Annotated in this window: 18 protein-coding genes; 6 read left to right on the top strand and 12 right to left on the bottom strand. The window is 69.0% G+C overall.

Annotated elements, in window-relative coordinates; translation table 11 throughout:
• Window positions 1–21 precede the first annotated feature (21 nt).
• From OG223_RS34025 to OG223_RS34000, 6 genes are all read right to left on the bottom strand, one after another.
• The gene (locus OG223_RS34025) at window positions 22–1,170 is read right to left on the bottom strand and encodes an ABC transporter ATP-binding protein (protein ID WP_329256795.1); all 1,149 of its coding nucleotides are present in this window, start codon (window positions 1,168–1,170) and stop codon (window positions 22–24) included.
• Window positions 1,163–2,215: an ABC transporter ATP-binding protein gene (locus tag OG223_RS34020; RefSeq protein ID WP_329256792.1), complete on the bottom strand. Its 1,053-nt coding sequence runs from the start codon at window positions 2,213–2,215 to the stop codon at window positions 1,163–1,165. The genes OG223_RS34025 and OG223_RS34020 overlap by 8 nt, the downstream gene beginning before the upstream one ends.
• 11 nt (window positions 2,216–2,226) lie before the next feature.
• Window positions 2,227–3,174 (bottom strand): ABC transporter permease, encoded by a 948-nt coding sequence (locus OG223_RS34015; RefSeq protein WP_329256789.1) that lies wholly within the window; start codon window positions 3,172–3,174, stop codon window positions 2,227–2,229.
• Window positions 3,167–4,099 (bottom strand): ABC transporter permease, encoded by a 933-nt coding sequence (locus tag OG223_RS34010; RefSeq protein WP_329256786.1) that lies wholly within the window; start codon window positions 4,097–4,099, stop codon window positions 3,167–3,169. The genes OG223_RS34015 and OG223_RS34010 overlap by 8 nt, the downstream gene beginning before the upstream one ends.
• 148 nt (window positions 4,100–4,247) lie before the next feature.
• Window positions 4,248–5,876 carry a peptide ABC transporter substrate-binding protein gene (locus OG223_RS34005; protein WP_329256783.1) on the bottom strand — a complete coding sequence of 543 codons (1,629 nt, stop codon included), beginning with the start codon at window positions 5,874–5,876 and terminating at the stop codon, window positions 4,248–4,250.
• 518 nt (window positions 5,877–6,394) lie between these two features.
• Complete coding sequence (locus OG223_RS34000) at window positions 6,395–6,814, bottom strand: VOC family protein (protein ID WP_329265620.1); 420 nt, start codon at window positions 6,812–6,814, stop codon at window positions 6,395–6,397.
• Window positions 6,815–6,918: 104 nt separating this feature from the next.
• Here OG223_RS34000 and OG223_RS33995 point away from each other — a divergent pair, with 104 nt between their 5' ends.
• Window positions 6,919–7,674 (top strand): class I SAM-dependent methyltransferase, encoded by a 756-nt coding sequence (locus tag OG223_RS33995; RefSeq protein WP_329256780.1) that lies wholly within the window; start codon window positions 6,919–6,921, stop codon window positions 7,672–7,674.
• Between the two features lie 55 nt (window positions 7,675–7,729).
• Here OG223_RS33995 and typA read toward each other — a convergent pair whose 3' ends face one another.
• The 3 genes from typA to OG223_RS33980 form a co-directional block, all read right to left on the bottom strand.
• Complete coding sequence (typA, locus tag OG223_RS33990; RefSeq protein WP_329256777.1) at window positions 7,730–9,637, bottom strand: translational GTPase TypA; 1,908 nt, start codon at window positions 9,635–9,637, stop codon at window positions 7,730–7,732.
• A gap of 153 nt (window positions 9,638–9,790) precedes the next feature.
• Window positions 9,791–10,471: a hypothetical protein gene (locus OG223_RS33985; protein ID WP_329256774.1), complete on the bottom strand. Its 681-nt coding sequence runs from the start codon at window positions 10,469–10,471 to the stop codon at window positions 9,791–9,793.
• Window positions 10,472–10,491: 20 nt separating this feature from the next.
• Window positions 10,492–12,669: an ABC transporter family substrate-binding protein gene (locus OG223_RS33980; RefSeq protein WP_329256771.1), complete on the bottom strand. Its 2,178-nt coding sequence runs from the start codon at window positions 12,667–12,669 to the stop codon at window positions 10,492–10,494.
• Window positions 12,670–12,962: 293 nt separating this feature from the next.
• Here OG223_RS33980 and OG223_RS33975 point away from each other — a divergent pair, with 293 nt between their 5' ends.
• From OG223_RS33975 to OG223_RS33960, 4 genes are read left to right on the top strand one after another with little or no spacing between them, the layout of a single operon-like run.
• The gene (locus OG223_RS33975; protein WP_329256769.1) at window positions 12,963–13,253 is read left to right on the top strand and encodes a hypothetical protein; all 291 of its coding nucleotides are present in this window, start codon (window positions 12,963–12,965) and stop codon (window positions 13,251–13,253) included.
• 31 nt (window positions 13,254–13,284) lie between these two features.
• Window positions 13,285–14,106: a hypothetical protein gene (locus OG223_RS33970; RefSeq protein ID WP_329256766.1), complete on the top strand. Its 822-nt coding sequence runs from the start codon at window positions 13,285–13,287 to the stop codon at window positions 14,104–14,106.
• Window positions 14,106–16,049: a fumarate reductase/succinate dehydrogenase flavoprotein subunit gene (locus OG223_RS33965; RefSeq protein WP_329256763.1), complete on the top strand. Its 1,944-nt coding sequence runs from the start codon at window positions 14,106–14,108 to the stop codon at window positions 16,047–16,049. Before OG223_RS33970 ends, OG223_RS33965 begins: the two co-directional genes overlap by 1 nt.
• Entirely contained in the window at window positions 16,046–16,822 is a 777-nt protein-coding gene (locus tag OG223_RS33960; protein WP_329256760.1) for a succinate dehydrogenase/fumarate reductase iron-sulfur subunit, read from the top strand. Before OG223_RS33965 ends, OG223_RS33960 begins: the two co-directional genes overlap by 4 nt.
• Here OG223_RS33960 and OG223_RS33955 read toward each other — a convergent pair.
• From OG223_RS33955 to OG223_RS33945, 3 genes are all read right to left on the bottom strand, one after another.
• The gene (locus tag OG223_RS33955) at window positions 16,797–17,792 is read right to left on the bottom strand and encodes a phosphotransferase (RefSeq protein ID WP_329256757.1); all 996 of its coding nucleotides are present in this window, start codon (window positions 17,790–17,792) and stop codon (window positions 16,797–16,799) included. The two genes, OG223_RS33960 and OG223_RS33955, sit on opposite strands and share 26 nt — an antisense overlap.
• Complete coding sequence (locus tag OG223_RS33950; protein ID WP_329256754.1) at window positions 17,789–18,076, bottom strand: hypothetical protein; 288 nt, start codon at window positions 18,074–18,076, stop codon at window positions 17,789–17,791. The genes OG223_RS33955 and OG223_RS33950 overlap by 4 nt, the downstream gene beginning before the upstream one ends.
• Before the next feature lie 87 nt (window positions 18,077–18,163).
• Window positions 18,164–19,324: a hypothetical protein gene (locus OG223_RS33945; RefSeq protein WP_329256751.1), complete on the bottom strand. Its 1,161-nt coding sequence runs from the start codon at window positions 19,322–19,324 to the stop codon at window positions 18,164–18,166.
• Between the two features lie 240 nt (window positions 19,325–19,564).
• Here OG223_RS33945 and OG223_RS33940 point away from each other — a divergent pair, with 240 nt between their 5' ends.
• Window positions 19,565–21,025: a hypothetical protein gene (locus OG223_RS33940; RefSeq protein ID WP_329256748.1), complete on the top strand. Its 1,461-nt coding sequence runs from the start codon at window positions 19,565–19,567 to the stop codon at window positions 21,023–21,025.
• The last annotated feature ends 4 nt before the right edge of the window (window positions 21,026–21,029 follow it).

The following is a 21,029-nucleotide window of genomic DNA, read 5'->3' as shown; positions in this document are numbered from 1 at the left end:
GAACAGTGGTGGCCGTAGGGATCAGGCCGCGTGCACGACGTCCTTGACCTCGGCGAAGTGGCACGCCGACTCGTGGGCCGCCGGGGTGTCCTCCCCGCGGAAGCGCTCGGGCACCGCCAGCAGCGGGACCTCGGTCGAGCACTTGTCCTGCGCCTTCCAGCAGCGGGTGCGGAAGCGGCAGCCGGACGGCGGGTTCGCCGGGGACGGGACGTCACCGGTGAGGATGATCCGCTCGCGCCCCTCACGGGCGTCCGGGTCGGGCACCGGGACCGCCGACAGCAGCGCCTGGGTGTAGGGGTGCGTCGGGTGGTCGTAGATCTGCTCGTCGGTGCCGATCTCGGCGATCTTGCCGAGGTACATGACCCCGACCCGGTCCGAGATGTGGCGGACGATCGACAGGTCGTGCGCGATGAAGATGTAGGAGAGGTTGAACTCGTCCTGCAGACGCTCCATCAGGTTGATGACCTGGGCCTGCACCGACACGTCGAGCGCGGAGACCGGCTCGTCGCAGATGATGATCTCGGGGTTGAGCGCGAGGCCGCGGGCGATGCCGATGCGCTGGCGCTGGCCGCCCGAGAACTGGTGCGGGTAGCGGTTGATGTACTCGGGGTTGAGACCGACGACGTCGAGGAGTTCCTGCACCTTCCGGCGCCGGTCGCCCTTGGGGGCCACCTCGGGGTGGATGTCGAAGGGCTCGCCGATGATGTCGCCGACCGTCATCCGGGGGTTCAGGGAGGTGTACGGGTCCTGGAACACCATCTGGATGTTGCGGCGGACGGCCTTCTGCGCGCGGCCGGACAGCTTGGTGATGTCCTGGCCCTTGTAGAAGATCTCGCCCGCGGTGACCTGCTCCAGGTTCATCAGGAGCTTGGCGACCGTGGACTTGCCGCAGCCGGACTCGCCCACGATGCCGAGGGTCTCGCCCTGGTAGAGGTCGAAGGAGACACCGTCGACGGCTTTGACCGCGCCGATCTGTTTCCGGAACAGGATGCCCTGGGTGAGCGGGAAGTGCTTCACCAGGTTCCGCACCTGGAGGATCGGCTCGCCCCGGTCGACCGGCGCCTCGATGGCGCCGACCGCCTCCGTCTCGGAGTGGACCTCGGCGACCTCCACCTCGGAGACGTTCGGCGTGGCCTCCTGCTGCTCGTCGTTCTTGCTGAGCTCAGCCATGGATCGTCTCCTTCCAGAAGTGGCAGGCCGAACCCCGGCCGACCAGATCGGTGCCGTCCTGCTCGGTCACCGGAACCAGCGCGGGGACCTCCGTACGGCAGATGTCCTGCGCCTTGGGGCAACGCGGGTTGAAGGCACAACCGGCCGGGATCTTCAGCAGGTTGGGCGGCAGGCCCTTGATCGCGTAGAGCTCCTGGCCCTTCTGGTCCAGGCGCGGGATGGAGTCGAGCAGCCCCCGGGTGTAGGGGTGCGCCGGGCGCTTGTACAGCTCGTGCACCGGTGCCGTCTCCACGATGCGGCCCGCGTACATCACCGCGATCTTGTCGGCGACGTCCGCGACCACGCCGAGGTCGTGGGTGATGAGGATGAGCCCCATCTGGTACTCGCGCTGCAACTCCGCGAGCAGGTCCATGACCTGGGCCTGGACGGTCACGTCGAGGGCCGTGGTGGGCTCGTCGGCGATGATCAGGTCCGGCTCCAGGGCCAGCGCCATGGCGATCATGATGCGCTGGCGCATACCGCCGGAGAACTGGTGCGGGTAGTCGTTCACCCGCGCCGCGGCGGCCGGGATCTTCACCCGGTCCATCAGCTCGATGGACTTGGCCCTGGCCTCCTTCTTGGAGAGGCCCTGGTGGACGCGGAACAACTCGCCGATCTGGTAGCCCACGGAGAGCACCGGGTTCAGCGAGCTGAGCGCGTCCTGGAAGATCATGGCGATGCGCCGGCCGCGGATCTTGCGGCGCTCCTCGGTGGACATCGTGAGCATGTCCTGGCCGCGGAAGAGGATCTTGCCCTGTGGGATCCGGGCCGGCGGCATGTCGAGGATGCCCATGATCGCCTGCGCGGTCACCGACTTGCCGGAGCCGGACTCGCCGAGCACGGCAAGGGTCTCGCCGGCGTGGACGTTGTAGTTGACGCCGTTGACGGCCCGTACGACACCCTCGCGGGTGACGAACTCGACGTGCAGGTCACGCACGTCCAGGAGGGGTGCGTCCTCGCCGTCGCGGGGCGCCGGTACCGGCGCTGCTTCTTCGATGATGGTCACGTACGCCTCCCTCAGCGCGTCTTCGGGTCGAGGGCGTTGCGGACCGCCTCGCCGAGCATGATGAATGCCAGCACCGTGATGGTGAGCATGATCGACGGGTAGAGCATGATCCACTGGGCGATCCGGATCGAACTGCCGCCGTCGGAGATGTCGTTGCCCCAGGAGACGCCGTTCAGGCCGAGCCCCAGGAAGGACAGCGTGGCCTCGGAGCCGATGTAGACACCGAGCGAGATGGTCGCGACGACGATCACCGGGGCCAGCGTGTTGGGCAGGATGTGCCGGAACAGGATGCGCGGGGTGCTCGCGCCCAATGCCTTGGCGGCCTGGACGTAGTCGGACTGCTTCGTGGTGATCACCGCGCCGCGCATCACGCGGGCCAACTGGGTCCAGCCGAAGAAGCCCAGGGCGCCGATGACGACCCAAGCGGTGCGCTCCGGGAAGGAGTTGAGGACGACCATGGTGCCGAGCAGGAACGGGATGCCGAAGAACACGTCGACGAACCGCGACAGGACGGAGTCGATGATCCCGCCGAAGTAGCCGGCCATCATGCCGATCAGACCGCCCGCGATGGTCACGACGAGCGTGGTGCCGAAGCCGACGGCTATCGAGGCCCGGGCGCCGTAGATGAGCCGGGCGTAGACGCTGCGGCCCTGCTGGTCGTAGCCCAGCCACTCGGTCGAGAAGACCTTTCCGAGCTGCGGCTTCTGCAGGTAGTGCTTGGACAGGTCGCCGTAGGTCGGGTTGCCGCTGGTGAACCAGCCGGGGAAGAACGTGATCAGCAGGAGCAGCAGGATCAGCACCGAGGAGATGAGGAAGATCTTGTTGCGCCGCAGGTCCTGCCAGGCGTCGCCCCACAGACTGCGGACCTTCTCGGACTTCGGCGGCTGGGGGGCCGGCGTGGCGGCGTCCGGGGTGGCCGGCGCGGCGGTGGCGGTGTCGGATTTGGTCATGTCAGGCATAGCGAATCCTCGGGTCAAGGACCGCGTAGAGCAGGTCGACAAGGAGGCTGGCGACGAGATAGACGAGGACGAGGATGGTCACCAGGCCCACCAGGGTGGTGCCTTCCCGGCGGATGATCGACTGGTAGATCGTGCCGCCGATGCCCTGGATGTTGAAGATGCCCTCGGTGACGACGGCACCGCCGAGCAGGCCGCCGATGTCCGTGCCGAGGTAGGTGACCACGGGGATCATCGAGTTGCGCATGAGGTGGACGGTCACCACCCGGCGCCGGGGCAGTCCCTTGGCGATGGCCGTACGGACGTAGTCGGCGCGCATGTTCTCCGCTATCGACGTCCGGGTCAGTCGCGACACATAGGCGAGTGACGCCGTGGCCAGCACAATCGCAGGCATCAGCAACTGACCGTAGTTCGATGCGTCGTTGACGTTCGGTTCCAGCCACTGGAGTTCGTCGGCGAAGATCCACTGGAGGATGAAGCCGAGGACGAAGACCGGGACCGAGATCAGCAGCAGGGTGATGAGCAGCACCACGGTGTCGGCGGCGCGTCCGGCGCGCAGACCCGCGTAGACGCCGAGGCCGACACCGAGGACGATCTCGATGACGAAGGCGAAGCCGCCCAGGCGCAGGGTCACCGGGAAGGCGTCGCCGAGCACGTCGGTGACGGGCCGTCCGCTGGCTATCTGCGTGCCGAAGTCGGCGTGCAGAATGATGCCCTTCATGTAATTGAAGTACTGCACAAAGATGTTCTGATCCAGGCCGTACTGGTGCCGAAGCGCGGCGATGACCTGTGGGCTGCCGCCCTTGTCGCCGAACAGCCCGCGGACGGGGTCACCGGGCAGGGCGTAGACCATCAGGAAGATGAGCAGGGTGGTCCCGAAGAAGACCGGGATCATCTGGAGCAGTCGTCGTGCGACATAGCGCCCCATCGTGCCTCCATAAAAAAAGTCGAAGGCGGCAACAGGCGGGCCCTTTCCGCGCGCACCGCTCGGCGGTACGTGTGGAAAGGGCCCCCCGGCCGCTTCCGCCGCGAACCGGGGCGCGCTCTGCGCGCCCCGGGCGACGAATTGCCTGCGGTTACTTTTTGACCTGAACGCCGGTCAGGATCGGGTCTCCGTCCTGGGCGAACTGGACGCCCGAGACCTTCTCCGAGTAGCCCGCGTTGACCTTGTAGTACCAGAGCGGAATGCTCGGCATGTAGTTCACGAGCTGCTTCTCGATCTCCTGGTACTTCTTCACCGAGTCGTCCAGCGTGGCGGCGCTGTCGGCGGCGGCGATCTCACTGTCGATCGTCTTGTTGGAGAAGCCGCTCTGGTTGCCGTCCGACTTGCTGCCGTACAGGTCCCGGATGAAGTTGGCGTTCATCGGGAAGTCCAGCACCCAGCCCGAGCGGTACAGGGACTTGACCTCGTGCGCGTCACGGGCGTCGAGGTCGGCCTGGAAGTCGGCCTTCGGGTCGGTGCCGCACTTCACACCGGTGGCGTTGGTGATGGAGTTGCAGACGGCCTCCACCCACTCCTTGTGACCGCCGTCGGTGTTGTACTGGATGGTGATGGAGTTGCCGGGAACGCCGCCACCCTCCTTGATGAGCGCCTTGGCCTTGGCCGGGTCGTACTTGGTGACGTCGCCCGCGGCGTCCGGCTGGTAGCCGAGGACGCCCTTGGCGACCCAGCCGGTGGCCGGCTCACGGGTGCCCTGGAGCACGGTCTTGGTGATCGTGTCGCGGTCGATCGCCATCGACAGACCCTGGATGACCTTCGGGTTGATGTCCTTCCACTGCTTGGAGTAGAAGGCCGGCGCGATGGTCTGGATCGCGGAGTACGCCTGGTCGATCGCGCGGGACCCGAGGTCCTGCTTGTAGACCGGGAGGTCCTTCGGGGCGACCTGGGTGATGACGTCGAGGTTGCCGGACTTCAGGTCCGCGTACGCCGTCTCGGGGGTGGAGTAGTTCTTGAAGACCACGCCACCGTTCTTCGCCGCGTTCGGGCCCTTGTAGTCGGCGTTCTTGGCGACCGTGATCGCCTTCTTGTGCTCCCAGCTGACAAACTTGTACGGGCCGTTGCCGACCGGCTTCTGACCGGCGGCGGCCGGGTCCTTGTAGAAGGACTCGGGCAGCGGCGAGAAGACCTCGTAGCCCAGCTTGTAGATGAAGTAAGGAATCGCCTTCGACAGCGTGATGGTGAAGGTGCTGTCGTCCACGACCTTCAGGCCGGAGAGCTCGGTGGCCTTGGACTTGCCCTTGGCCGGGGCGACGTCGTCGTAGCCCGCGATGTCCGAGAACCAGAAGCTGTTGGTCTGCTTGTTGGCCGGGTTCGCGGCCCAGTTCCAGGCCTTGACGTAGGACTCGGCGGTGACCGGGGTGCCGTCGGTGAACTTCCAGTCGGCCTTCAGCTTGACCGTGTAGGTCTTGCTGTCGGTGGTGTCGACGGACGAGGCGTTCATCATGACGATCTTGCCGCTGCTGTCGTAGTCCACCAGGCCGGTGAACAGCGACTTGATCACGATGCTGCCGTAGGACTCCATGGTGTTGGCCGGCTGCAGCGGGTTCTGCGGCTCGCCCGACTCGACCGTGAACGTGCCGTTCGGGTTGATCGCGGCCTTGCTGTCGCTCTTGCCGTCGTCATCACTGGAACCACCGCAGGCGGTTGCCCCCAGTGCCACAACCGCGGCTATCGCGACCCACTTGGCACTCTTCGCACCGCGCATGGGCTCCTCCTTCAAGAATCCATAAGGTTCACTGCACGGGACAGCACACGTCACAACACCGTCACCGGTGCCTGAAAATGTGTCGGTGCCCCCAGCGCTCGCGAGCCTGCGCCTCCTGTCGGCGCCCGACCCGTCGTACCCGAGCTCTACGCGCCTAACTATCTGCCATGAGCGAAGGCCGAACCACACCGTCAAGGTCTCGGTTCGATCACACCTGACGCGTACATCTTCCAAAATCCGGACAAAGGGTTTGGTGAAAGACCCCTGCGAAACGGACTTGTTACACACCTATCGGTCCTGAATGTCCGCATGCCGAACGCGCGCCGAGTGAAAATCCAGTTGCGGTTCCGCGAACGTTGTGCAATCAACAGGTCCCCGCGTCGCACACATTCGACCGGCGCCACAGGGGACGTCCAGGGAACGCACAGCAGACAGGGGCAGGATCACGCCACCCGCAGAGTAGTGCGGATGAACCGGCCTGTGCGGATTCCTGGCGAGGACAAGGGTTATCCCTGTATTCAGCCAACCTCGCCCTGCCGGAATCCCTCCACCACCAACTCGACCTCGAAGCCCTCCTCGTTCTCCAGGTAGGCGGCGCAGTGGTCCGGGCCGCCCGCGTGCGGGTACCGGTCCGGGAACATCGGGGTCCAGCCGTGCGCGGGTGCCGCCTCGACCAACGCGTCCAGTGCGGCGCGACCGCCGGATCCACCAGGGACATGGAAGGCCAGATGGTTCAGTCCCGGGCGCATCCGGTCGTGGCCGGTGTCCGGGCGCAGCGCCGGTGACTGCTCGATCACGACGTACGTCTCCGCCAGCCGCCAGCTCCGCCCCGCCGGCCAGTTCTGGTGCGGCTCGCAGCCGAGGCGCTCCAGGAGCCATCCCCACGACAGCTCCGCCCGCCCCAGGTCCGCGACCCACAGCTCGACATGGTGCAACAGCACCCGGCACCTCCGCAGTTGAGAACCGTCTCCGCAGTTGAGAACCCGTCAAGAATGCGCCCGGCACCGTCGTGCCGTGCCACCGGGTGTGCCAGGCTGCCGTGGTGGTGGATCGCTCGTTCGCGGACATGTCCCTCGCCGCGTGGTACGACCGTCTCAATCCGTGGGGCCCCGGGGACGACTTCTGTCTCGACCTGGTGATGTCGGCGCGGGCCGTGCTCGACGTCGGCTGCGGCACCGGGCGGTTGCTGAGCGGGGCCCGGCACGCGGGACACACCGGGCGGCTCACGGGGATCGACCCCGCCCCCGCGATGCTCGTCCGGGCCCGGCGACGGGAGCCCGGTGTCGAGTGGGTGCTCGGAGATCTGCGGACCGTGGAGTGGCGCGGCGAGTTCGATCTCGTGGTGATGACCGGGCACGCCTTCCAAGTCCTGGTCCACGACGAGGAGTTGAGCCTGGCGCTGCGCGCGGTGCGCACCGCGCTCTCGGCCGCCGGGCGGTTCGTCTTCGAGACGCGGAACCCGGCGGCCCGCGCCTGGGAGACCTGGACACCCGACCGGGAGCGCCGGCTCACCGGCACGGACGGCGGTGTCGTACGGGTGTGGCACGAGGTCGAGAGCGCGCCGGTCGAGGGCACGCCCGTCGCGGACCGGGTGACGTTCACCGAGACCTTCGCGGGCGAGTGCTGGCCGCACCCTCAGGTCAGCCGGTCGACCCTGCGGTTCCTGGACGGGGATGCCCTCTCCGGGTTCCTCACCGGGGCCGGGCTGACGGTCGTCGAGCGGTACGGCGACTGGGACCGGAGCCCGCTCACCGCCGCGAGCCCCGAGATCATCACGGTGGCCCGGCCGACGCACTGAGCCCGGGCACCCCCAAGTCGGGGGCGCCCGGGCTCAGTTGAGCTGTACCGGTGGATCAGCCGTGCTTGGCGCGGCTCGCGGAGCGGCCGCGCTCCTTCTGGTCGAGGACGAGCTTGCGGATGCGGACGGACTCCGGGGTCACCTCGACGCACTCGTCGTCGCGGCAGAACTCCAGGGACTGCTCCAGGGAGAGCTTGCGCGGCGGGACGATCGCCTCGAAGGAGTCGGCGGCGGCCGAGCGCATGTTGGTGAGCTTCTTCTCCTTGGTGATGTTCACGTCCATGTCGTCGGCGCGCGAGTTCTCGCCGACGATCATGCCCTCGTACACCTCGGTGCCGGGGTCGGTGAACAGCACACCGCGCTCCTGGAGGTTCGTCATCGCGAACGCGGTGACGGCGCCCGCGCGGTCGGCGACCAGCGAACCGTTGTTACGGGTCGTCAGCACACCGAACCACGGCTCGTGGCCCTCGTGGATGGAGTGGGCGATGCCCGTGCCGCGCGTCCCGGTCAGGAACTCGGTACGGAAGCCGATGAGACCGCGGGACGGGACGACGAACTCCAGGCGGACCCAACCGGAGCCGTGGTTGGACATGTTGTCCATCCGGCCCTTGCGGACGCCCATGAGCTGCGTGACCGCGCCCATGTGCTCCTCGGGCACGTCGATCGTCATGCGCTCGACCGGCTCGTGCACCTTGCCGTCGATGATCTGCGTGACGACCTGCGGCTTGCCGATGGTCAGCTCGAAGCCCTCACGGCGCATCTGCTCGACCAGGATGGCCAGCGCCAGCTCACCGCGGCCCTGCACCTCCCAGGCGTCCGGGCGCTCGGTGTCCAGCACGCGGAGCGAGACGTTACCGACCAGCTCGCGGTCCAGGCGGTCCTTGACCTGACGGGCGGTGACCTTGCGGTCCTTGACCGCGGCCTTCGCGGAGGCGCCCTTGCCGGTGCCGCCGCGGCCGACCAGCGGCGAGGTGTTCGTACCGATGGTCATGGAGATCGCCGGCTCGTCGACCGTGATGAGCGGCAGCGCGATCGGGTTCTCGGGGTCGGCGAGGGTCTCGCCGATCATGATGTCCGGGATACCGGCCACGGCGCAGATGTCACCGGGGCCCGCCATCTCGGCCGGCTTGCGGGTGAGCGCCTCGGTCATCAGCAGCTCGGTGATGCGCACGTTGGACATCGTGCCGTCGCGCTTGATCCACGTGACGGTCTGGCCCTTGCGCAGCTCGCCCTGCTCGACGCGGAGCAGCGCGATACGGCCGAGGAAGTTGTCCGCGTCCAGGTTGGTGACGTGCGCCTGGAGGGGGGCGGCCTCGTCGAACTCGGGGGCCGGGACGTGCGACAGGATCGTGGTGAAGAACGGCTCCAGGCTGTCGCTGTCCTGCGGGACCGTGCCGTTCTCCGGCTTGGTCAGCGAGGCGACGCCGTCACGCGCACACGCGTAGACGATGGGGAACTCGATCTGCTCCTCGTCCGCGTCCAGGTCCAGGAACAGGTCGTAGGTCTCGTTGACGACCTCGTCGATCCGGGAGTCGGGGCGGTCCGTCTTGTTGATGCAGAGGATGACGGGCAGACGCTGCTGGAGCGCCTTGCGGAGCACGAAGCGGGTCTGGGGCAGCGGGCCCTCGGAGGCGTCGACGAGCAGCACCACCGCGTCCACCATCGACAGACCGCGCTCGACCTCGCCACCGAAGTCGGCGTGGCCCGGGGTGTCGATGATGTTGATGGTGATGACGTCGCCGCCATCCTTCGGGTGGTACTTCACGGCCGTGTTCTTGGCCAGGATCGTGATGCCCTTCTCACGCTCCAGATCGTTCGAGTCCATCATTCGGTCGTCGAGCGATTCGGCGGCGTGCGCGGCGAAGGCACCGGCCTGCTTCAGCATGGCGTCGACGAGGGTCGTCTTCCCGTGGTCGACGTGGGCGACGATGGCGACGTTGCGGATGTCGTGGCGCGTGGCCATATTGCGGCGAACTCCCGGAGAGTGAGGAAGGCCTGCGCGTACGTCTGTGTTACGCGGACCCTGCCGGGCTGGACACGCCACGGCCTTACCCCATCGTACGTGGCGTACGGGGAGGGGGCCTCCGCAGGGCCTTACGGGCGGCGCCGGGACCGGTCAGACGGGCTCGGTCGCCGGGGAACCGGCGGGGCACAGACGCAGCGCGGCGGTGCGCCCGGCGTCGTCGCCGGAGGGCTCGGAGCAGGGCAGGAACCCCACACCGACCGTCTCCCAGGTCCGCACATGGCCCCGCACCGGCACGGTGTACCCGCAGGTATAAGTGAAATCGGCCTCAACCAGACTGATCGATCCCCAGGAGTAGTACGGGCCCTCCAGCTCCCCGGTGTCCGAGACGAACTGCGACTGCTCGGGCCGCATCACCTCCGACGGATCGGCCAGGGGCGTGTCCACCTTCAGCCGGTCGCCCAACGCCGTGACCACGCGGGCGGCGCGGACTCCCCTCGGCACACGGGAGACGACGACCCGGTACACGGTGTCGTCGACGGGCTTGAGGTTCGACTCGTAGTGCTCGGTCCCCTTGGGAAGGGTGACCGGGTCCGCGAGCGCGGTCAGCTCCTGCCATTGCCGCACACCGGACCACCGGTACGTCCCGTGCGCGCAGATCGTGGCCGCCCCGGCGGCGGCCCGACCGTCATCGGTGGCTACGACTCCGCAGCCCGCCGTCGCCAACACCATCGCCGTGACTGTCGCAGCCCAGACCCGCATCGCCGCCCCCGCTCCCCCGTACGACGGCCGCCGCCCCGCAACACTCTGCGGGACGGCGGCCGTGCTCGTCATGTGCGGGTGATGCTAATCCCTCAGTCCTTGGACGGGCTCGCCGAGGGGTGGGCACCCTTCTTCAGGAAGCCCATGTCCTCGTAGACCGGGGTCTGGAAGCCGAAGGATCCCGCGTTGACGACGGTCTTGCGGGCGGCGGTGAGCTGGGGGCGCTGGTAGAGGGGGATGGAGCCGGCCGCCGCCCAGATGCGGGCGTCGGCCTTGCGGACCAGGGCGGCGGCCTCGTCCTCGTCGAGGGTCGAGGCGGCCTGGTCGAAGAGCTGGTCGACCTGGTCGGTGCCGACGCGGGTGTAGTTCAGCTCGACGTTCAGGGAACCGTCCGCGGCCGGGACCGGCTTGGCGAAGATCGGGCGGGCGTCGGTGGCGGGGTAGGCGGACGCGGGCCAGGAGTAGAGGGCGAGGTCGTACTGGCCGGACGCGATGTGGTCCTTGAAGTAGCTGTCGTCGGAGACCTTGGTGATCTCGGTGCGGATGCCGACCTTCTCCAGCATGCGGGAGATGCTGTCGGCGACCGCGCTCAGCGACTCCGAGCCGGTCCCGGAGGGGAGCACGAAGCGCAGGGTGAGCGGCTTGCCGTCCTTGGCGAGCGTGCCCGTCTTCGCACCGGCGGGGGCGGCCGTGCCCTTCGGGGCGTACGCGCCGGGCGCCCCGCCCTGCTTCACCTTGCGGCCGTCGTACTGCTTGCCGTCGGCGAGGTGCTTGGAGCCCTCCTCGCCGCCGTGCCCGTGCTTCTTGGTGTGGTCCTGCGGGTCCTTGTTGTCCTCGCCGACGATGTACTGCCCGTCGGAGCCGCCCTCCGACTCGGCCTCGCCGGCGGACTTCTTGCTCTTCTTGCCCTCGGCGCCGGCCGCCTTCTCGCCCTTGTCCTTGACCGGTCCGCCGGGCACCCAGCCGGCGTCGGTGAGCAGTGCCTGCGCCTCCGCGGCGTCGTGGTCGCCGAGCGCACCGCTGTTGTCGGCGTACGCGGCCTGACCGGAGAGCGCGAGGTGGCTGCCGACCGGCACGGCGGGCAGGCCCAGCGGGGTGAGGACGACCTTGGCGAGCGCCTCCCGGTCGAGCGCGCGGGCCACGGCACGCCGGACGCGCTCGTCGGCGAGGGGGCCTTCGGAGCCGTTGAGGGCGAGCTGCGTGTAGGCGGGCTCGAAGGAGCGGCGGACCGTGAAGGCACGCAACTCGTCCTGCTGGCGCAGGTACTTGGCGAGCGCCTTGCGCTGCTTCTTGCTGAGCTTCTTCTTCTCCTTCGGGCTCTCGTTCTTGCTCTCGTCCTCGTCCGTGGGGCTCGCGCTCGCGCCCTGGAGCGGGGTGCCGGTGCCCTTGGCGCGGCCCGCGAGGGCGATACGGCTCGCGTCAACGGGGTCGATCGCGGCCAGGTCGACCGTGCCGTCGGCGAGCGCGGCGGCCCGCTTCTCCAGCGGTACGACGGCCAGCACGATCTGGGAGAGCTTCGCTGGCCGGCCCCACCAGTGCGGATTGCGGGCGAGGACGATCTCCTTGTCCTTGCGGTCGACCTTCTGCACCGCGAACGCGCCGGCGGTGACCTTCAGCTTGCGGCGCGCGCCGTCGTTGAAGGCGTCCGGGGTGCCCATGACGTCCTTGGGGTACAGCGGCGAGAACAGCGCCTTCCAGTCGGCGTACGGCCTGCTGAAAGTGACTTTGACCTCAAGGTTGTTGGCGCCGCGCTCGATCTTCTCGATGCGGTCGTAACCGGCGTTGCGCGCGGTCCAGTACGCGGAGTCCTTGCCGGACAGGGCACGCCACTGGGCGGCGAAGTCGGCGGCGCCGATCTCGCGGCCGTCGCTCCACACGGCCTGCTGGTCGAGCTTGTAGAGGACGACCTGCTTGGGCTCGGTGTCGACGACCTTCGCGGACTCCAGGTAGTCGGCGTCGCGCTGCGGCCGCCCCTGCGCGTCGAGCCGGAACATGGCGGGCAGCACGGCCTGGGCGACGCGGGTGGTGGCGTCGTCGGCGTCCGACTGGAAGGTGTTGAGGGTCTCGGGTACGTCGTCCACGGCCCAGCGCAGGGTGCCGCCGTCGGCGACCAGGTCACGGCCGACGGGCGCGATGTCCTGTCCGGCCAGCGGCTTGCCCGACTCGTCGTCGGAGCTGCACGCCGCGAGGGTGGGCACCGCGAGCGCGCCCGCGGTGAGGAAGACGACCGAGCGCATGACCGCGCGCAGTCTGACGTCGTCGTGGGACATCGCTGCTACCTCCGGTGGACCGCGGGGCTTCTGATCGTTTTTGGTGCTATATGGAGCTGATCAGATCTATGTGGCCACTGAAGAGGAAACGGTTCGGCGCCAGGGGGCGACACGGCGAGGGGCGCCGGGAAGCCCACCCGTGCGGCGCAATGTTCGAATCTGCCCCCGTACACACCAACGCACCCCAGCCAATCCGTGCACACCGCTTCCCACCGGTAGGTGTGACGCGCAACACTCGCAGGCGCATGAACGTTGCCGTCCAGGGCCGACGCCCACGGAAGTGAGGTCACGTCATGTCCGTGCACGACGAACTGACGTCAGTCCAGCGCTGTCTCGACGACCTGTTCAGGTCGGTGGGGCGGCTGGAGAACCAATTCGGCAGCGGCGGCCTGGAGATGCGCAGGGTCAAGGCCGATGCCGACCGGCTGCGCGAAAGCGTCGCGCTGCTGCGCGACGCCGCACCAGGGATCGAGCGCCCCCGGCGCCCCGATCTCGTCCCCATCTCCGACGCCCCGTACGACAAGAGCCTGTGGACGGACACGGACGACGAGGGACTCGGCGCCCACCACGGCCCCGGCCACTGAGCGTCCCCAGCAACCGACCGGAGTCTTCAAGTTGGCCACTGGTACGGAACCCCATCCGAACAGCGGCGGCGTACACACCGGTACGCGCGCCGCGATCGACGCCCCGCATCTGCGGACCGACCGCTGGTGGCTGGCCCCGGCCGTCACCGCCGCCGGGCTGCTCGCCTTCGTCGTCTACTCGACCTGGCGGGCCTTCGCGGACTCGAACTACTACTCGGCGCCCTATGTCTCGCCGTTCTACTCGCCCTGTCTGGCCGAGCGGTGCAGCACCATGCACGCGGGCCCGAACGCCGATCTCTTCGGGAGCTGGTGGGGCATCTCGCCCGCCATCATCATCCTGATCTTCCCGCTCGGCTTCCGCCTGACCTGCTACTACTACCGCAAGGCCTACTACCGCGGCTTCTGGGCCTCGCCCCCGGCCTGCGCGGTGGCCGAGCCGCACAAGAAGTACAGCGGTGAGACCCGCTTCCCCCTCATCCTCCAGAACGTCCACCGGTACTTCTTCTACGCGGCGATCCTGGTGGCGGGCACGCTGACGTACGACACCGTGCTGACCTTCCGCGACGAGCACTACCACTGGGGCCACATGGGCCTGGGCACCCTCGTCTTCCTGGCCAACATCGTGCTGATCTGGGCGTACACCCTGTCCTGCCACTCCTGCCGGCACATCGTCGGCGGCAAGCTCAAGCACTTCTCCAAGCATCCCGTGCGCTACAAGGCCTGGCAGTTCGTCGGGAAACTGAACCACCGTCACATGCAGCTCGCCTGGGCGTCGTTGATCAGCGTGGCGGCCGCCGATTTCTACGTGTACCTGGTCGCCTCCGGCGCTTTCAACGATCCGAGGTTCTTCTGATGTCCGTGGTCGAGCGACAGGAGTGGGACGTCGTCGTGGTCGGTGCCGGTGGCGCCGGTCTGCGGGCCGCCATCGAGGCGCGCGAGCGCGGTGCCCGTACGGCGGTGATCTGCAAGTCGCTGTTCGGCAAGGCCCACACGGTGATGGCCGAGGGCGGCATCGCGGCGGCGATGGCCAACGTCAACGAGCACGACAACTGGCAGGTCCACTTCCGCGACACCCTGCGCGGCGGCAAGTTCCTCAACCAGTGGCGCATGTCGGAGCTGCACGCGAAGGAAGCCCCGGACCGGGTCTGGGAGTTGGAGACGTGGGGCGCCCTCTTCGACCGTACGAAGGACGGCAAGATCTCGCAGCGCAACTTCGGCGGCCACGAGTACCCGCGCCTCGCCCACGTCGGCGACCGTACGGGACTCGAGCTGATCCGCACGCTCCAGCAGAAGATCGTGCAGCTCCAGCAGGAGGACCACAAGGAGACCGGCGACTACGAGTCGCGCCTGAAGGTCTATCAGGAGTGCACGGTCACACGGGTGTTGAAGGACGGCAGCCAGGTCTCCGGGGTCTTCGCCTACGAGCGCGAGACCGGCCGTTTCCTGGTCCTGGAAGCGCCCTCCGTGGTGATCGCGACGGGCGGCATCGGCAAGTCCTTCAAGGTGACGTCCAACTCGTGGGAGTACACGGGCGACGGGCACGCGCTGGCGCTGCTCGCCGGGGCGCCCCTGCTGAACATGGAGTTCGTGCAGTTCCACCCCACGGGCATGGTCTGGCCGCCGTCCGTGAAGGGCATCCTCGTCACCGAGTCGGTGCGCGGTGACGGCGGGGTGCTGCGCAACTCGGAGGACAAGCGGTTCATGTTCGACTACATCCCCGACGTCTTCAAGGAGAAGTACGCCGAGTCGGAGGCGGAGGGCGACCGCTGGTACGAGGACCCCGACCACAACCGCCGTCCCCCCGAACTGCTCCCCCGCGACGAGGTCGCCCGCGCCATCAACTCCGAGGTGAAGGCGGGCCGCGGCTCACCGCACGGCGGGGTCTTCCTGGACGTGTCGACACGTATGCCGGCGGAGGTGATCCGGCGCCGACTCCCGTCCATGTACCACCAGTTCAAGGAGCTGGCCGACGTCGACATCACGGCGGAGGCGATGGAGGTCGGGCCGACCTGTCACTACGTGATGGGCGGCATCGCGGTCGAGTCGGACACGGCGGCGGCGCGCGGGGTACCGGGGCTGTTCGCGGCCGGTGAGGTGGCCGGCGGCATGCACGGCTCCAACCGGCTGGGCGGCAACTCCCTGTCCGACCTGCTGGTGTTCGGCCGCAGGGCGGGCTGGCACGCGGCGGACCACGCGGCCGACCTGGCGGACAGCCGCCCGCTGATCGACGACACCGAGGTCGACCTGGCGGCGGCGGAGGCACTGCGCCCCTTCTCGGCGGAGGGCCCGGAACCGGGCAAGGAGAACGGCCGCACCCCGGAGAACCCGTACACCCTCCACCAGGAACTCCAGCAGACCATGAACGACCTCGTCGGCATCATCCGCCGCGAGGGCGAGATGGAACAGGCGCTGGAGAAGCTGGCGGACCTGCGGGTACGGGCCCGTAGGGCGGGAGTTGAGGGGCACCGGCAGTTCAACCCCGGCTGGCATCTCGCCCTGGACCTGCGGAACATGCTGCTGGTGAGCGAGTGCGTGGCACGGGCCGCGCTGGAGCGCACTGAGTCGCGCGGCGGACACACCCGCGAGGACCACCCCGGCATGAACCGCGACTGGCGCCGCATCAACCTGATCTGCCAACTCACCGACCCGACAGGCGGGTTGGGGGCGACGGATCCGGTGTCCGCCCAGATCGGCCTGACCCGTGAGACGACCGACCCCATCCGCGCCGACCTGCTCGCCCTCTTCGAGAAGGAAGAGCTGGTCAAGTACCTCGCCGAAGAGGAGCTGTACGAGTGAGCAGCTACGAGGCCCGTTTCAAGGTGTGGCGGGGGGACGTCAAGGGCGGCGGCCTGAAGGACTTCGAGGTCGAGGTCAACGACGGCGAGGTGATCCTCGACATCATCCACCGCATCCAGGCCACGCAGGCCTCCGACCTCGCCGTGCGCTGGAACTGCAAGGCGGGCAAGTGCGGTTCGTGCTCGGCGGAGATCAACGGGCGGCCCCGGCTGATGTGCATGACCCGCATGTCGGTGTTCACCCGCGAGGAGACCATCACGGTCACTCCGCTCCGCGCCTTCCCCGTCGTACGGGACCTGGTCACGGACGTCGGCTTCAACTACCAGAAGGCCAGGGAGGTTCCGGCGTTCGTGCCGCCGGAGGGCGTGGCCGCGGGCGAGTACCGGATGATGCAGGAGGACGTGGACCGCTCGCAGGAGTTCCGCAAGTGCATCGAGTGCTTCCTGTGCCAGGACACCTGCCATGTGGTCCGCGACCACGAGGAGAACAAGACGGCGTTCGCGGGTCCCCGATTCCTCATGCGGGTAGCGGAGTTGGACATGCACCCGCTGGATGCGGCGGCGGAGAGCGGCCTGGACCGCAAGAAGACCGCCCAGGACGAACACGGCCTCGGCTACTGCAACATCACCAAGTGCTGCTCCGAGGTCTGCCCCGAGGGCATCCACATCACGGACAACGCGCTGATCCCCTTGAAGGAAAGGGCAGTTGACCGGAAGTACGACCCGCTGGTGTGGCTGGGGTCGAAGATCAGGAGGCGGTCCGCAGGAGGGTGAGCACCTGGCCGAGGTTGTGCTCGGCGATGCCCCGCATGAACGCGGGGTCGTCGAAGTCACCGACCTCCAGGAGGCGCAACGGGCCCGCCACCAGGGAGAGATGCATCGCCAGGCGGTAGAGGCGCAGCCGGGCCTCGTCCAGGTTCCCGGTGCGCAGGGCGTCGTAGTGACGGCCGAAGCGCAGGCGGAGGAAGACGTGCTCCCATTCGACATCGAAGTACATGAGGCCTTCGATGTCGATGAGGGCGAGGTCGCCGTCGGGGGTCACGCGGACGTGGTCGGGGCCGAGTTCGCCGTGGATGAGAGCGGGGGCCGAGGTGCGGGGGCGGACCAGCGCGGCCAATGCCCCCAGCCTGTCGGTCAGTTGGCCGTGGACGGCGGCGACCCGGGGCTCGCGTGCGACGAGTTCGTCGAGGTCGCCCAGAGCCCGTTCCGCGACGAGCTGCTCGCATGAACTCCCGTACGAGGAACCGCCGTTGTCGACCACCGCGACCTTCCCGAAGCGCGGGCCCGTGCAGGCGTGCAGGGCGTCGAGCAGGGCCGCCGCCCGCTCCAGCGCGTCCGACGCGGCGGCCGGGTCGCCGGCCAGCAGGTCCTCCAGGGTGCCGCCGGGGAGGTCCTCGACGAGCGCCGCGTCCGCCGGGAGGTGGGTGTGCGTGGCGTCGGCGTGGAGGAGCCGGGGCGCACGGACGCCGGCCGCGGCGAGGCGGTCGGCCGCCGCCGTGAAGAGGGTGAGGCCGGAGGCGTGGGAGAAGGGGTCGCGGGGGTCGCCGGGGCCGGCGTCCCAGAGGTCCTCGTCGGGTGACCACACGTAGGCCACGGCCGTCGAACGGTCCTCGAAGACGAGGCGGTAGACGCCCTTCTTCGAACCGCCCCGGACACGGGTGACGGTTGTCGGGGTGCGGCCGAGGGCGGCGCGGGCCAGCGGGGTCAGGTCGTCGCGGGTGAGTTCCCTGCGGGTGACGGTCACAGAGTCCCGGGGCGCTGCGCGCGCCACTGCAGCACACCGCCGAAGATGATCAGTGCGAACGCCGTCGCACCGCCCAGGTTGTCCATCGTCAGGGAATCCGCCCACCACTGCAGGGACAGGCCCGTCCCCATGCCCAGCGCCAAGGTCAGCGTGCCGTATCCCCACAACTCGGGCCGTACGACCCTGCCTCGCGCCATCGGCGGCATCCAGCCGGTCGCCACCGTGAAGATCCCGAGTGCCGCCAGCAGCAGCAAGGCCCCCGCGGCCAGCCATGTCAACATCATCGCCCACCATCCCCCGTCAGACGTGACCGGATCATCGCATCCCTTGCTGTGAACAGCACCGTATTTTGAGCGCACTTGACCTCGCGCTCAGTGCACCCAGTCCTCCCGGTACGCGGTCCAGTCCGCCTCCGTCGCCGCGAAGTCGACGTACAGGGCGACGCCGAAGTTCGCGCGGTCCGCGTCCGTGCGGGACAGGCCGAGGCGTACGCCGCGTACGGCGGCGGGGACGGTCTCCGCGGAGCCCACGTGGCCGAAGCGGTTCTCGTGGTAGAAGGGCAGGCCCATGAGGAGGTCGGTGGAGTCCGGGGTGACCTCCAGGGCGAGCGAGGTCTGCTGGGCGACATAGCCGCCGTAGAGACTCTGCAACGGCTGCATCGTGTCGTACGACATGACGGCGATCTGGTCGACGCGGCGGGCGACCTGGCCGAAGTACGCCTGGGACCACCACTTGGGGTGGTTGGTGAGGGTGCCCCAGAGGGAGTGGAAGGCGGGGAGCGGGTCGATCTGGTGGGCGGCGACGGAGAGTTGGGCGTGGTGGGCCTCGGTGACGTCGTGCAGCCGGTCGAGGAGGTCGAGGTAGTTCGGGTCGCCGGAGTGGAGGGGTTCCAGGTCGAAGTGGGCGCCCTCGAAGCCGGCGGCGAGGATCTGGCGGGTGGAGGCGACGATCGCGGTGCGGGTCGCCGCGCGTTGCAGGCGCAGGCCGTCGGGGCTCTCGGTGGCGAGCTTGTCACCCAGCCAGGCCTGGACGCGGACGCCGGGCAGTTCCCTGTGCACCGACTCGATCAGCCAGGCCGCCTTGGGGTAGTCCGACTCCGGGAGGGTGCCGTCGTGCTCCAGGGGGCCTGAATGGACGTACAGGTCCCGGATACCGGTGCCTTTGAGTCGACCGGCGAGCGCCGAGAGGTCCGCGTCGGTCTTACGACCGTCCACCCACGCGTGGCCCAGCCAGATCGCGTCCTTGTCCCTGGTGTACGTGCCGTCGGACGGTTCACCGGCGTAATTCACGCGCAGGGCGATCTCAGCACCGAGCAGCGGAACCACCAGGGCAAGCACCACAGCGAGGACGCCCCGCCGAACCCACTTCGCTTTCCCACCCCGCCCACCTGTGCTGCTTTCGCCGTCGGGTGCGGGTGGCCCCTGTGGGGGTACGCCACCGTCGGCGGCCTCGGGTGAATCGCCCGGCACGGCACCACCGGTCGCATCGGTCCCGGCAGGTATCCCCACACCCGTATCCCCCACGTCCGCCATCCCCGCTCCGCCCCTCCTCGTAGCCGCACACCTCGCACCTCACACACCCCCCGTACACCCCCACGTCCCACCCTGAGCGCTTCCCGGTCGCGCGCCCGCATTCCTGCTCATACGCTCCGAAATGTGACGTCATCCTTGATACGGGGCCGGCCGCGGCGCGGGACCTCCCACATATCCGTGCGGGTGGCGCATGCCGTGGTGGGTGGGGCGGCCGGGGTCGTGTGGTTGGTGTTGCCGGTGATGACGATCAATGCGGAGGTTCCGGTTGCGGCCGCCCGGGGCGGGCCCGTCGCCGTCGCGGGTGGGCACGGGCGGCAGGACGCCGAGGGAGGTGCGTCCGGCGCCGATCTGGTACTGCCCCTCGTCGCCGTGGGCGGCGTCGGCGTACTCGCCGGGTACGGGTATGTGCGCCGTACCCGTAGGGCCCGTACCCGTACCACTCCCGGGGTCGTGTCGCCCCAGCCCCCCGTCACCCCGCTCCCCGTACTGGAACGCCAGGCCGGTGCCGCCCTCGTCCAGGCCGACGACTGCCTGCGCACCAGCCGTGAGGAACTCGCCTTCGTCGAGGCCCGGTTCGGGACGGACGCCGGGGCCGTCGAACCGTTCGTCCGCGCCCTGCGGAAGGCCGAGCGTGAACTCTCCGCCGCCTTCGCGATACGCCTGCGCTACGACCAGGGCGTGCCCGGAGAGGACGCCGCCCGGCGGCACGCCCTCGCCGGGATCGTCGGACGGTGTGCCGAAGCCGGACGGCGGCTCGACACCGAAGCACCGGCGTTCGATCAACTCCGCGCGCTGGAGCAGGAGTTGGACAGCTCCCTCGGTATCGCCGAGACCCGTTTCCGGGAACTGGCCGGCCGTGCGGGGGGCGTGGACGCCACCCTCGCCGACCTGAACACCCGCTACCCCCTGGCAACCGCGACCTCGGCCGTCACCGGATACGTCGAACAGGCCAAGGACCGGCTCGTGTTCGCCACCACCCATCTCAACCAGGCCCGCCAGGCAGCCGACTTGGACGACACCGGCACGGCGATACGCGACCTCCGCGCCGCCGAGGGAGCCATCGGCCAGGCCGACGTCTTCCTGAACGACGTCGACCGGCTCGCCAACTCCCTCCCCGCCGCAGCCGAGTTGGTCCCCGCCGCACTCACCGGAGCGGAAGCCGAGCTCGCCAGGGCGACGACCGAGCCCGCACCCGGCCGGCTCCACACCCGTCTCGCCCACGCCCACGCCACCCTCGCCGCCGTACGGGAAGAACTGACCGGCGACAGCCCCTACGACCCCCTCGACGCCCTGCGCCGCATCGTCCGGGCCGTGCTGCCGCTGGGCGCCGGGCGGGACGGGGTGCTCGGTGCCGCCGCGTGGCTCGTCGGGCGGAGTGACGTCGGCGCGGCGGACGGGTTCGTGGCGACGCACCGGGGTGCCGTGGGCACAGCCGCCCGGACCCGACTGGCGGAGGCGGAACTGCTGCTCGCGACCGACCCCGCCGCAGCCGACGTACCCGCGCTGGAGGCCCGGGAGGCGGCCGAGCAGGACGTCCGTGTGCACGGGAACCCGTACGACGGTCGCGCCGGCGACCGTACGAGCGGGGTCGGCGGGGCGGTCCTGGGCGGCATCCTCCTCGGCGAGGAGCCGGACGGCGGCCCACCCCTCTGCTTCGGCGGACCGGCCACCCGGAAACGCAGGGGCCTTCCGCCGCCGTAGAACA

Source organism: Streptomyces sp. NBC_01478 (assembly GCF_036227225.1).
In the GTDB taxonomy this organism is placed as follows: domain Bacteria; phylum Actinomycetota; class Actinomycetes; order Streptomycetales; family Streptomycetaceae; genus Streptomyces.
Note: the sequence above shows the minus strand (reverse complement) of the source record. Positions and strands in the feature narration are given on the sequence as shown.

Coding starts and splice junctions, on each gene's coding strand:
- OG223_RS33950 (WP_329256754.1), bottom strand. CDS start 18,076: ATGATGTTGACATGGCTGGCCGCGGGGGCCTTGCTGCTGCTGGCGGCA.
- typA (WP_329256777.1), bottom strand. CDS start 9,637: ATGGCCACGCGCCACGACATCCGCAACGTCGCCATCGTCGCCCACGTC.
- OG223_RS33965 (WP_329256763.1), top strand. CDS start 14,106: ATGTCCGTGGTCGAGCGACAGGAGTGGGACGTCGTCGTGGTCGGTGCC.
- OG223_RS34005 (WP_329256783.1), bottom strand. CDS start 5,876: ATGCGCGGTGCGAAGAGTGCCAAGTGGGTCGCGATAGCCGCGGTTGTG.
- OG223_RS34025 (WP_329256795.1), bottom strand. CDS start 1,170: ATGGCTGAGCTCAGCAAGAACGACGAGCAGCAGGAGGCCACGCCGAAC.
- OG223_RS33940 (WP_329256748.1), top strand. CDS start 19,565: ATGACGATCAATGCGGAGGTTCCGGTTGCGGCCGCCCGGGGCGGGCCC.
- OG223_RS33985 (WP_329256774.1), bottom strand. CDS start 10,471: ATGACGAGCACGGCCGCCGTCCCGCAGAGTGTTGCGGGGCGGCGGCCG.
- OG223_RS33975 (WP_329256769.1), top strand. CDS start 12,963: ATGTCCGTGCACGACGAACTGACGTCAGTCCAGCGCTGTCTCGACGAC.
- OG223_RS34015 (WP_329256789.1), bottom strand. CDS start 3,174: ATGCCTGACATGACCAAATCCGACACCGCCACCGCCGCGCCGGCCACC.
- OG223_RS34010 (WP_329256786.1), bottom strand. CDS start 4,099: ATGGGGCGCTATGTCGCACGACGACTGCTCCAGATGATCCCGGTCTTC.
- OG223_RS33980 (WP_329256771.1), bottom strand. CDS start 12,669: ATGTCCCACGACGACGTCAGACTGCGCGCGGTCATGCGCTCGGTCGTC.
- OG223_RS33945 (WP_329256751.1), bottom strand. CDS start 19,324: ATGGCGGACGTGGGGGATACGGGTGTGGGGATACCTGCCGGGACCGAT.